The organism is Methylocystis silviterrae (assembly GCF_013350005.1).
Taxonomy (GTDB): Bacteria; Pseudomonadota; Alphaproteobacteria; order Rhizobiales; family Beijerinckiaceae; genus Methylocystis; species Methylocystis silviterrae.
Genome location: NZ_JABVWW010000028.1, coordinates 16,574 through 27,028, shown reverse-complemented (window position 1 = coordinate 27,028; position 10,455 = coordinate 16,574). Strand labels below are relative to the sequence as shown.

12 protein-coding genes and 3 tRNA genes are annotated in these 10,455 nt (G+C 62.4%); 4 read left to right on the top strand and 11 right to left on the bottom strand.

Annotated features, from left to right (window positions below; genetic code table 11):
* The first annotated feature begins 112 nt into the window (after window positions 1–112).
* The gene (locus HUN39_RS17685) at window positions 113–1,279 is read left to right on the top strand and encodes a Mu transposase C-terminal domain-containing protein (RefSeq protein ID WP_175095754.1); all 1,167 of its coding nucleotides are present in this window, start codon (window positions 113–115) and stop codon (window positions 1,277–1,279) included.
* Between the two features lie 27 nt (window positions 1,280–1,306).
* Here HUN39_RS17685 and HUN39_RS17680 read toward each other — a convergent pair whose 3' ends face one another.
* The 10 genes from HUN39_RS17680 to HUN39_RS17635 form a co-directional block, all read right to left on the bottom strand.
* Window positions 1,307–1,777: an NUDIX hydrolase gene (locus HUN39_RS17680; RefSeq protein ID WP_175095753.1), complete on the bottom strand. Its 471-nt coding sequence runs from the start codon at window positions 1,775–1,777 to the stop codon at window positions 1,307–1,309.
* A complete protein-coding gene (locus HUN39_RS17675) occupies window positions 1,774–2,772 on the bottom strand; it encodes an inorganic phosphate transporter (RefSeq protein WP_175095752.1) in 999 nt (332 codons plus the stop codon). The genes HUN39_RS17680 and HUN39_RS17675 overlap by 4 nt, the downstream gene beginning before the upstream one ends.
* A 9-nt stretch (window positions 2,773–2,781) precedes the next feature.
* On the bottom strand, window positions 2,782–3,426 hold the full coding sequence (locus HUN39_RS17670) for a DUF47 domain-containing protein (RefSeq protein WP_175095751.1): 645 nt from the start codon (window positions 3,424–3,426) through the stop codon (window positions 2,782–2,784).
* Between the two features lie 106 nt (window positions 3,427–3,532).
* Entirely contained in the window at window positions 3,533–4,276 is a 744-nt protein-coding gene (locus HUN39_RS17665) for a DUF2865 domain-containing protein (protein ID WP_175095750.1), read from the bottom strand.
* A 28-nt stretch (window positions 4,277–4,304) separates the two neighbouring features.
* A tRNA-Arg gene (locus HUN39_RS17660) sits at window positions 4,305–4,381 on the bottom strand.
* A gap of 80 nt (window positions 4,382–4,461) precedes the next feature.
* A tRNA-Arg gene (locus HUN39_RS17655) sits at window positions 4,462–4,538 on the bottom strand.
* Between the two features lie 9 nt (window positions 4,539–4,547).
* Complete coding sequence (locus HUN39_RS17650; protein WP_175095749.1) at window positions 4,548–4,856, bottom strand: ETC complex I subunit; 309 nt, start codon at window positions 4,854–4,856, stop codon at window positions 4,548–4,550.
* A 64-nt stretch (window positions 4,857–4,920) separates the two neighbouring features.
* Window positions 4,921–4,997: transfer RNA gene (locus HUN39_RS17645), tRNA-Pro, on the bottom strand.
* Window positions 4,998–5,080: 83 nt separating this feature from the next.
* On the bottom strand, window positions 5,081–5,542 hold the full coding sequence (locus tag HUN39_RS17640) for a DUF192 domain-containing protein (RefSeq protein WP_232366193.1): 462 nt from the start codon (window positions 5,540–5,542) through the stop codon (window positions 5,081–5,083).
* Window positions 5,543–5,582: 40 nt separating this feature from the next.
* Complete coding sequence (locus tag HUN39_RS17635; RefSeq protein WP_232366192.1) at window positions 5,583–6,194, bottom strand: cold-shock protein; 612 nt, start codon at window positions 6,192–6,194, stop codon at window positions 5,583–5,585.
* 405 nt (window positions 6,195–6,599) lie between these two features.
* Here HUN39_RS17635 and HUN39_RS17630 point away from each other — a divergent pair, with 405 nt between their 5' ends.
* Window positions 6,600–8,069: an aspartate aminotransferase family protein gene (locus HUN39_RS17630; protein WP_210267044.1), complete on the top strand. Its 1,470-nt coding sequence runs from the start codon at window positions 6,600–6,602 to the stop codon at window positions 8,067–8,069.
* 46 nt (window positions 8,070–8,115) lie between these two features.
* Here HUN39_RS17630 and HUN39_RS17625 read toward each other — a convergent pair whose 3' ends face one another.
* The gene (locus HUN39_RS17625; protein ID WP_175095748.1) at window positions 8,116–9,006 is read right to left on the bottom strand and encodes a branched-chain amino acid aminotransferase; all 891 of its coding nucleotides are present in this window, start codon (window positions 9,004–9,006) and stop codon (window positions 8,116–8,118) included.
* A gap of 135 nt (window positions 9,007–9,141) precedes the next feature.
* On the opposite strand from HUN39_RS17625, the gene HUN39_RS17620 reads away from it, so the two are divergent.
* Together HUN39_RS17620 and HUN39_RS17615 are read left to right on the top strand one after the other, a co-directional pair.
* On the top strand, window positions 9,142–9,705 hold the full coding sequence (locus HUN39_RS17620; protein WP_175095747.1) for a MarR family winged helix-turn-helix transcriptional regulator: 564 nt from the start codon (window positions 9,142–9,144) through the stop codon (window positions 9,703–9,705).
* Window positions 9,675–10,445 carry a response regulator gene (locus HUN39_RS17615; protein ID WP_232366191.1) on the top strand — a complete coding sequence of 257 codons (771 nt, stop codon included), beginning with the start codon at window positions 9,675–9,677 and terminating at the stop codon, window positions 10,443–10,445. Before HUN39_RS17620 ends, HUN39_RS17615 begins: the two co-directional genes overlap by 31 nt.
* Window positions 10,446–10,455 lie beyond the last annotated feature (10 nt).

Genomic DNA, 10,455 nt, shown 5'->3' with positions numbered 1-10,455 from the left:
TGGCCGCGATCCCCTTGCGACATGACCAAGTGAATCAACTCAACCCCGATTTGGCCAGAGGTTTTTGGAGGCGTCCAACTGATTGGCGCATGGCTCACGGGACTTGGCTCAAATGCGGTTGAGCGACATTCCGGAACGGCCGCTGCAGATCGTTTTCTTCGATCACGTAAAGATCGAAGATTATGTCGTCGACGAGCGGACGGGCGAAACAGGCTATCCGTGGCTGACTTTGGCGATCGACGCCAATACGCGCATGATTGCCGGCTTTCACCTTTCGCTGGCCCCGCCGTCGCGCGTCTCGCTCAGCCTGTGTCTGCTGCACGCCGTTTGCGACAAGGCGCGCTGGATGAAGCAGCACGGGCTCACTGGCGATTGGCCCGCCGCCGGGCTCCCCGAAACCATCGCCGTCGACCCGCAAAGCATTTTCGGTTTTCGCCAATTGGCGCGCGCCTGGCGCGATCAGGGAATCGCGACGGCGTCCGAGTCGATCAGTTCAAGCGTTTTTGGCGTGCGCGCCACGCATATGTTCGGCGGCCGGTTCGGCAAAGTCGCCGTCGCCAAGGCCAATGGAGTCAGCTGGACGCCGAGAGCGCCGCGTCATCTGCGACGCGCGCTGGCGCGCGACATTCGCGAGGTGGAATTCGCCGTCGGCGACGGCCTCGTCAATGATTATCATCATCGTGCGCACAAGGACACGGGACGCACGCCGCTCGACGGCTGGCGGGAGGCCGAAGCGGCGGCGCCGCTGCGCGCGCCGCAAGATTGCATGCGCTTTCGACTGTCCCTTCTGCCTGACGCCCTCTGCGCCCTCAGTTCAAGCGGCGTCAGCGTGCTTGGAGAAACATTCTGGTCGCCGGGACTCGCTCGGCTGCATCGAGAAGGGCGCGAACGCGTGGCGGTCAAATTCGATCCGCGGGATCTCTCGCGGATTTTCGTTCAGGAGACCGGCAAGGGGTCCATGGAAGCGACAAATGTCGCGGCGACGGACGGCGGCGCCTCGGACGAAGCCTGCCGTAGGAATTGCAAACTGCTCGTCCCTTCGCTCAGGATTCGTGACGCCGATCGCCGAGGCGCCGAAAGCGCTGCCGAAGCTGGATGCGGCAGCGCCTGCCCGGAGCGGTGCGGCCGCCCACTGGCGAGACATGCCGCAAGATACGCCGCACGAATCGGCGACGACGAGGGATTTCCGGAGATCGATCGGACGAAACGTCTTCAATACGCCTGCATGCCCCTGTCATCGGCCGGAGCGTTACATCAGACCGGCGACGCCGATTCGTGACGCCATCGAACGACTCGGACATTCGCCCTATGATTTTTGCTGCGGCAGCCCTCTGCAAAAGCCCAGCATCAGGTCGCGTAGTTCTGGCTCCTCGACGAGTCCGGCGGCGCCGACGCACTCGAACCATCGAGTGGCGCGCTGCTTCTTCTCCCGCCATTTCTTGCGTTGCCTTTGCACGCGCAGAGAAAACACCTCGACGCAGCAGTCGACGGTCGCGCCGCTGTCGAGGCGTTTTTCATAGCGGAAATCGCCGAGCTTCGCTTTGTCCATCTTGCCGATGAGGCCGGCCTCCTGCACCGCTTCGATCGCCGCGACGATATGTGGTTTGCGGCCTTTCATCGGCCAGCCCTTCGGTATCACCCAGCGCTTTGTGTCGCGGGAGGTGACCAGCATGACCTCCAGGCGCCCACTATTGATTCGCCACGGTAAAGCCGCGTATTGCGTACGAACGACGGAGCCCGCGCCGACGCGCTTCTTCTTCGCTTTGGCCGGCTTCATGCCGCGAACCTCGCAAGCGCGTAGAAGGTCGCGGCGAAAAAGGCGGCCATCGGCATGGTGATGACCCAGGCGACAACGATGTCCTTCGCGACATTCCAGCGGACCGCCGCCACTCGCCTCGACGCGCCTACGCCAATGATCGCGCCGGTGATCGTATGCGTCGTCGACACTGGAACGCCCAGCGCCGTCGCGAGAAACAGAGTGATAGCGCCCCCCGTCTCGGCGCAGAACCCTTGCACCGGCGTCAAGCGAGTGATCTTGGATCCCATTGTGCGCACGATCCGCCATCCGCCGAACAAGGTTCCAAGGCCCATGGCCGCCTGACAGGCGATGACAACCCAAAAGGGCACGTGGAACTCGCCGCCGAGCGCTCCGTGCGAATAGAGGAGCACCGCGATCACCCCCATGGTTTTCTGCGCGTCATTGCCGCCATGGCCCAGCGAATAAAGGGAAGCTGAGGCGAATTGCAGGATGCGAAACAGCGCATCGACGCCGCCCGGCGTCCGCCGCACGAAGATCCAGGACACGAGCAGGATCAGCGCCAGCGCCAGGACGAACCCGAGCGCCGGCGACAATACGATCGCGACGCTGGTCTTGAGCAGCCCGTTCCAGACGATCGCGGACGCGCCGACCTTGGCCACGCCGGCGCCCACGAGACCCCCGACGAGGGCGTGCGAACTCGAGGACGGAATGCCCACTCCCCATGTGATCAAATTCCAGACGATCGCCCCCATCAGCGCGCCGAACACCACGAAATCATCCACGATATCGGGCGAGACGATGCCAGCGCCCACAGTTTGCGCCACGTGAAGCCCAAAAAACAGGAAGGCGATGAAGTTGAAGAAAGCGGCCCAGGCCACGGCGAATTGCGGACGTAGAACGCGGGTCGAGACGATCGTCGCGATGGAATTGGCGGCGTCGTGCAGACCGTTCAGGAAATCGAAGATCAGAGCGACCGCGATAAGCCCAATCAGATACGATGAAAAGTTCTGCAAGCGTCGTCCCTAGGTATGCTCGATGACGATGCCGGCGACGCGGTCGGCGACGTCCTCGAAGCCGTCGACGACTCTTTCGAGATGGCCGTAGATTTCCGCGCCGACGATGAACGCCATCGGGTCTTTGTGGCGGTGCGCCAGAAACAGCTCCTTCAAGCCCTGATCGTGAATGGCGTCGGCCTCGTCCTCAATGCGGGTGATCTCTTCGCTGAAAGCGTTGAGCCTGCCGGCATTCTGACGCATCAAGCGCAACAAGGGTATGGCGCTGCGCGTGAGCTCCGCCGATTGGACGATAATATCGCCCATGCGACGCATGCCGGGTTCGAAATCTCGCGTCTCGTAGAGTAGCGTCGCCTTCGCCGTTTGATGCATTTGGTCGATCGCGTCGTCCATCGCGGTGACCAGGTCACGGATGTCGCTGCGATCGAACGGCGTGATGAACGTGCGGCGAACCGCCAGATGGGCCTCGCGGACGATGGCGTCGGCCTCATGCTCCTGACGACGGATTTCTTGGCTGCAGACGAGCACGCGGTCGCCCCCGTTTAGCAACTCGCGCAAGGCGTGGGATCCGGCGACGAGCGTCTCCGCATGCCGCTCGAAAAGATCGAAGAAACGCTCCTCTCTCGGCATGAGCGCCTGAAACCAAGACAGCATGGCGCTCTCGCCTCCCGGGAACCGTCACAAAACCGTCATAAACGAGCTCGCGGCACATAGCCGGCGCGGCTTCGAGTGTAAAGCGCCGGAGACGCCGCCGCCGCGACTATTTTGGCGGTCGCTGCGTTTTGTTCAACGCGACGGCGCCTTGGTGGGAGGCGCGCGCCGCGTCCGGCGCGATGTTGCGCGACAACACACCTCGTAGCCTTGCCCTGATCTGGCGCGAGGCATGACTGACGCTCACAAGGCTTGAGCGGCTGTAAATGAAAGCGCCCTTCTCGCCGACGACGATATCGCCGGTTTGCAATGTCGGATCCCGGCGGGACAGCGCAAGGTAATAGTCGTGAGATGCGGCCGGATCGTTGCACGCGCATCTTGCCGTCAGCTTGTCGCGAAAGCTGAACGCCGCCGGAAGCGCTGAATAGAGCTGCCCTTTGGCGTTGCGCGCCTGCTCGATGCTTGCGCCCTGATAGAGCTGCACGCGCGCTGACGGACACGCAAATTCGCAGGATTGCTGGCCGGAAATTCGCGATAATTTGACGAGGGGAAAATAATAGCCGTCGCAGGCGCGCACGCAGTAGCCGCCGCCGGACATCGAGTCCGTGTCGGAAGCGCCTACGGGTTCGGGGTTGGCGTAATGAATTGAAGTCTTTGGCGCGCGCTTCGGTTGTCGCGGGCGCGCACGCATCACCCGCCAGGAGCGGTGGGACGAGAACGCCGGCGGTTGATCGGGCCCGAAGAGGAAATCGAAAAAATCGCCTTGAGCCAAAGTGTCGATGGGTGAGATGAACGCCAAGGCGAAAGCCAGAGCGCCGGCGATCCCTGTCGCACCCTGGCGGTTGAGCCGCATGCGCCGTCCCCGTCTACTAAACTTCGACTGGCGACCCCGGCAGGATTCGAACCTGCGACCTACTGCTTCGAAGGCAGTTGCTCTATCCAGCTGAGCTACGGAGCCGTCGACGGCGCAGCTTTCGCCGCGGACCATATCAGTTCGGCCAACGCGGCGCCAGCAACGCCCGACAGGGTAGTCATATATGGCGACCCCGGCAGGATTCGAACCTGCGACCTACTGCTTAGAAGGCAGTTGCTCTATCCGGCTGAGCTACGGGGCCGAAACAGCCTCAATGCGTCCAGAGACCGATGCGGCTGGTCTTGAAATTATCTGAATAGGATGCGCCGCGCCGCGCCGCCAGATTAGGCTTGGGCTCCTCGAGCCGATAGGGGAGCCCATTGCGCTCGGCGTAGGCGATCGCCTCCTCCTTGGTGGAAAAATTGAGCCTGACCTGCTGATGCATGTCAGCCGAACTCGTCCAGCCCATGAGCGGCTCGATGCTGCGCGGAAGCTCCGGCTCGAAGTCAAGCCGCCACATGTCCGATCCCGGACCGGATTGAGTGGCGCTCGGCGCCGGAAGATAGATGCGTGCGGTCATATGGCCTCGTCGTTGGCTGCGCTCGTAGACGCGTCATGAGAGCGGCGCGCGGCGGTCTTCGCGCTGGTCGGGGCAGCAGGATTCGAACCTGCGACCTGAAGTACCCAAAACTTCCGCGCTACCAGGCTGCGCTATACCCCGCCGGACCAAGCCGCGCCTATGGCGGCCCTGCCCTCGCTCGAAATTCGCTACCACGCACGGCCGCCCCTCACAAGGGAATGCGACTATCGCTTGAACATGCGGTGCCGCACCTGGTCTCCGGGCGCAAGCGACATTTTCCGCGCGGCGCCGGCGTTCAGCTCCAGCACCGCATAAGCTGGCTGAGGCGACGTTATGATTCGTTCCGACATCGGCTCCGTGTCGGCGGCCACGCCCACCACCCGCCCGTCGCGCCCGATGAAAACCATGTCGAGCGGAATGTAAGTATTTCTCATCCACATCGAAACAGGCCCCTCGGCCTTGAATTCGAACAGCATGCCGTGATCGGCGGGCATCGACTTGCGGAACATGAGGCCGCGGGCGCGCGCCTTGGGCGTGTCCACAACTTCGACTTTGAAGTCATGCTCCCCCGTCGCCGTCACGATTCGCATGATTTCAACCGCAGGCTCGGCCCGCGCGACTGTCGACGCGACCAGCGCCAGCAAGAGCGACAGGATCATTGTGCGGAGGATTTGCGCCGCTCTCATTCGGATGGGCTCCAAAGAGCCTTGCGCAGCATCGATGTCTTCAGTGCGACGGAACGCTTTTGGCGTCGAGCGGCCGCACTTCGGCCGCCATCAGACCCTTTGGACCGCCGCCGTAACGCACGAGGACGCTATCGCCTGGCTTAAGTTCGGTCATGCCGTAGCGCCGCACCGTCTCCATGTGCAGAAAAATGTCTTCGGTGCCTTCGCCGCGCGTCAGGAAGCCGAATCCCTTCATGCGGTTGAACCATTTGACGATGGCGATCTCATAGCCGCTTGTCGGGACAATTTGGACGTGGGTGCGCCCGGCGCATGATTGTGACGGATGCACCGCGGTCGTTTCGTCCATCGCTATGACGCGAAACACCTGCATGCCCTTGACGCGCTTCTGCGCCTCGCAGACGACGCGCGCGCCTTCAAAGGCCGTTTGCATACCGCTGCGGCGGAGAATGGTGACATGCAGGAGAATATCGTCGGAGCCGTCGTCGGGCACCACGAAACCGTAGCCCTTGGCGACATCGAACCATTTAATCCGTCCCGCGACTTCGACCAATTCGAGACCGGTCTCGTCGGATTCTGTCGCGCTCGCCGTCAAATCATCCTGAAAAGTCACTTTAGCGCTCACCGACCAACTCCCCATGCTGATCCAGAGCATTCGACTGGCGCGCGCTGGCGATTATCCTGAAGCGCGAATCACCCCGCGTCGCTCATGAATCACTTTTAACAAGATAACACCCGCGGCGCGCCATCCAACCGGCAATTTTTGTACACTAGCGAATGTCTGTGGATACGCGCTCCGTCGCCGCGCGAATTGGCGAAGCCTTTGTCGCTGAAACTGAAACATGCGTGCGTGCGCGACGACGCGCGCAGCGATATTGCGCAATAAACGCGGATTCTGTCGCGGATAAAATCGGGCGAGACGCCCAAAATCTTTGAACCTGTGGCCCCTGCGCCACATCGACGGGGATTTGACAAACGCGCCCCGGGCGCGCAATCGGAACCCGGCGAGCGTCGCGCGCCCTGTCGCCCGCCCGCCTTTTCCTCGGTTGGAGCGCCGCCAATGACCCATTCGTCGACCGCGCCAGCGAGCGCGCCCACGAGCGTTCACGCTACTCACAGCGGTTCTGCGCGAATTGACTCTCGCTATGACCTCGCCGCGCTTGTGGCGGCCCGCGAGAGCGATCGCTTTTCGCTGCATACAAAACACCTCAATGAAATGTGGGTGCGCGTTCTCAAGACGATCGGCTACGACGTTGGCTTCACCCGGGGCGTTGGGCCTTATCTGTGGGACCGCAAGGGCGACCGCTATCTCGATCTCCTCAGCGGCTGGGGAGTCTTCGCGCTCGGACGCAACCATCCGGCGGTGCGCGACGCGCTCGTGAGCGTGCTCGACGGCGAACTCGCCAATCTCGTGCAACTTGACGTTTCAGTTCTGGCCGGCGTTCTCGCGGAAAAGTTGCTCGGCTATGCGCCTTGGCTGGAAAAGGTCTTTTTCGCCAATTCGGGCGCCGAGGCGGTTGAAGCGGCGATCAAGTTCGCGCGCGCCGCGACGGGTCGCGCCGGGATCCTGCACTGCGCGCATTCCTTTCACGGCCTGACCTATGGTTCGCTGTCGATGAACGGCGACGAAATTTTCAAGAAGGGCTTCGGACCGCTGCTGCCGGACGCGCGCGAGGTGCCGTTCGATGATCTCGACGCGCTCGAACGCGCTCTGGCGGGGCGCGACGTCGCCGCCTTCTTCGTCGAGCCGATCCAGGGCAAGGGCGTCAACATTCCGCAAGAGGGCTATCTTCTCGACGCGCAGGCGCTCTGCCGCAAATACGGAACGCTGTTCGTCGCCGACGAAATTCAGACGGGAGTGGGCCGGACGGGCCGGTTCTTCGCGATTGATCACTTCCCGGGCGTCGAACCCGATATGATCGTTGTCGCAAAGGCGCTTTCCGGCGGCCATGTGCCGGTCGGCGCGGTGCTCACGCGCAAATGGATTTTCGATAAGGTCTTCGACCGCATGGATCGCGCCGTCGTGCACGGCTCGACCTTCAGCAAGAACGATCTTGCTATGGCGGCCGGCATCGCGACGCTGGACGTGCTGAAGAACGAGCGGGTGATCGAGAATGCGGCCAAGACGGGCGACCGTCTGCTCGCATCGTTCCAACGGATGGCCGGCGGCTACGAGCTTGTCGCCGACGTGCGCGGCAAGGGCCTCATGATCGGAATCGAATTTGGGCCGCCGAAGTCGTTCAAACTGAAGGCAGCTTGGAATCTCCTGGAGACGGTGAATTCAGGCCTGTTCTGCCAGCTCATCTCCATCCCGCTGTTTCGGGATCATAAAGTGCTGACGCAAGTGGCCGGACACGGCAATCACACGATCAAGCTGCTGCCGCCGCTCACGATTTCCGATGAAGATTGCGAATGGATCGAGCAATCCTTCGACGCCGTCATCGCGGACGCGCACAAGGCGCCTTCCGCCGTCTGGTCGCTCGGCAAGACTCTGGCGGAACACGCGATCAAAGCGCGAATGAGCGGCTGACGCTCATACCTCGACGCTCCAGCGAGGGGCGCGCTCAGAGTCGCGCTCAAGCCGCCGGCGAAGGCTGCTTCTCCACCTCGCGCGAATAGTCTTCGATCAGCGCGCGCGAAAGCTCGCCTGGCGTGAAGCGATAGACGCCGACCTCGGAAACGGGCGTCACTTCCGCGCCGGTGCCGCAGATCAGGCACTCCGAAAACGACGCCAGTTCCTCAGGCATGATCCGGCGCTCGACGACGTCAACGCCGCGTCTCTTCGCGAGGTCGATCACCGTGCGCCGGGTGATGCCGTCAAGGAAACAATCGGCAATCGGCGTATGCAGCGCGCCGTCCTGAACAAAAAAGACGTTGGCGCCGGTGCATTCGGCGACTCGGCCGAGCCAATCGTACATGAGCGCGTCGGCAAAGCCGCGCCGCTCCGCGCGGTGCTTCGAAATGGTGCAAATCATATAAAGACCTGCGGCCTTCGCCATCGAGGGCGCCGTCAGCGGATCGGGCCGCCGATATTCGGCGATGTCGAGCTTGATGCCTTTCATCTTGGTCTCGACATCAAACATGCTCGGCCAATCCCAAACGGCGATTGCGACGTTGATCGTCGAATTCTGCGCCGCGACCGCCATCATTTCGCTGCCGCGCCAAGCAACCGGACGCACATAGCAGTTCGAGAGGCCGTTGGCCTTTACGGTCTCATGCTTTGCGGCGTCGATCTCTTCGACGCTGTAAGGAATCTCGAAATCGAGGATCCGCGCGGACGTATGAAACCGCTCGGAATGTTCGCGCGATTTGAAGATCGTTCCGCCGTAGGCGCGTTCGCCTTCGAAGACGCAAGACGCGTAATGCAGCCCATGCGAGAGAACGTGAAGCTTCGCTTCGCGCCACGGAACGAGCGCACCATTGTACCAAATGAATCCGTCGCGCTGATCGAAGGGCGGAAGCGACATGGCGAACTCCGGGAAGACGCGATCGAGAGGCCAAACAAGGCGCTGCGACGCTTGGTCAGCACTAGCTATCGGTCAGATTTATGTCAATATAGTTGACGTAAATAGCGCGCGCCAAAACGTCAGGCAATAAATAGCGTGGATGAACTCGTAGCGAGAAAAATCTCCGAGCCGCCCAGCGTCGCCGCTTGGCGGAATGCGGCCGTAGAAGCGGCGGCCGCCACGGGCGACGGCGACGCTCTCGAGCTCGTGGAATTATTTTTTTTCGCCTACCGTGATTTCGTGGGAGACGCCGACCGGCTGCTCGAGAACTATGGGTTCGGACGGGCGCATCACCGCGTGCTCCATTTCGTCAACCGTCGCCCTGGCCTCACCATCGCCGCGCTGCTGGATATATTGAAAATCACCAAGCAGAGCCTCAACCGCGTGCTGAAACAACTTCTTGAGGCGGGCTTCGTCGAGGCGCGCGCCGGCGTCGTAGACCGCCGCCAGCGCCTTCTCTATCCGACCCCCGAGGGTGCGACGCTCGCGCGCGATCTGGCGGCGCTGCAATCAGCGCGTTTCCGGAAAGTCATGGACGAGCTCCCGCCTGCGGCGCGCGGCGCCGCCTCAAAATTCCTGTTCGCGATGATCGACGTCGGCGAGCGTGAACGCGTTCGAGCGCATCTCGCATGCGCGAAGGCAGCCGGCGCCGCGACATGACGGTCTTTCCGCAACGCGCCGCGCCGAACGCGAAAGCGGCGCATATCCTCGTCGTTGACGACGATCAGCGCATTCGCACCTTGCTGTCGCGCTATCTGATGAACGAAGGCTATTTCGTCAGCGCTGCAGCCGACACGAGGGAGGCGAGCGTCAGAATGCGCGACATCGCCTTCGATCTTATCGTTCTGGATGTCATGATGCCTGGCGAAAGCGGCACGGCCTTCGCGACGCGGCTGCGCAAGAGCGCGGAGCCGTTGCGCTCCGCGCCCATCCTGATGCTGACGGCGCTTACCGAGACGGCGGACCGCGTCGAAGGGCTTGAAGCCGGCGTGGACGACTATCTCGCCAAGCCTTTCGATCCGCGGGAACTGTCGCTGCGCATCGCGAGCATATTGCGCCGCACGCGTCCCACAGAACCAGCGGGACCAAAGCGCTTTGGCGATTTCGTCTTCGATCCGTCGCGCGGCGAATTGCTGCACGACGGCGCGCCGGTCCGACTCACGACGCGCGAGCGCGATCTGTTGCGGGCGCTGGCCGAAAGCGACGGCGCCATTGTTTCGCGCCAATCTTTGGCGCACCGTGACCCCGCACGAAGCGCAAGCGAGCGCAGCGTCGATGTCGAGATCGCCCGATTGCGGCGCAAGATCGAGACCGACCCGAATGCCCCGCGCTATCTTCAGACGGTGCGCGGCCATGGCTACCGTCTGCTCGTCGACCCGCTGCGCCAACCGCTGAAATGATAGAGTCGTC

Bases quoted from the DNA above. Each gene is read 5' to 3' on its own strand.
- HUN39_RS17685 (WP_175095754.1), top strand. From the start codon at position 113: ATGCGGTTGAGCGACATTCCGGAACGGCCGCTGCAGATCGTTTTCTTC.
- HUN39_RS17680 (WP_175095753.1), bottom strand. From the start codon at position 1,777: ATGAAGCCGGCCAAAGCGAAGAAGAAGCGCGTCGGCGCGGGCTCCGTC.
- HUN39_RS17670 (WP_175095751.1), bottom strand. From the start codon at position 3,426: ATGCTGTCTTGGTTTCAGGCGCTCATGCCGAGAGAGGAGCGTTTCTTC.
- HUN39_RS17665 (WP_175095750.1), bottom strand. From the start codon at position 4,276: ATGCGGCTCAACCGCCAGGGTGCGACAGGGATCGCCGGCGCTCTGGCT.
- HUN39_RS17650 (WP_175095749.1), bottom strand. From the start codon at position 4,856: ATGACCGCACGCATCTATCTTCCGGCGCCGAGCGCCACTCAATCCGGT.
- HUN39_RS17640 (WP_232366193.1), bottom strand. From the start codon at position 5,542: ATGAGAGCGGCGCAAATCCTCCGCACAATGATCCTGTCGCTCTTGCTG.
- HUN39_RS17635 (WP_232366192.1), bottom strand. From the start codon at position 6,194: ATGCTCTGGATCAGCATGGGGAGTTGGTCGGTGAGCGCTAAAGTGACT.
- HUN39_RS17630 (WP_210267044.1), top strand. From the start codon at position 6,600: ATGACCCATTCGTCGACCGCGCCAGCGAGCGCGCCCACGAGCGTTCAC.
- HUN39_RS17625 (WP_175095748.1), bottom strand. From the start codon at position 9,006: ATGTCGCTTCCGCCCTTCGATCAGCGCGACGGATTCATTTGGTACAAT.
- HUN39_RS17615 (WP_232366191.1), top strand. From the start codon at position 9,675: ATGCGCGAAGGCAGCCGGCGCCGCGACATGACGGTCTTTCCGCAACGC.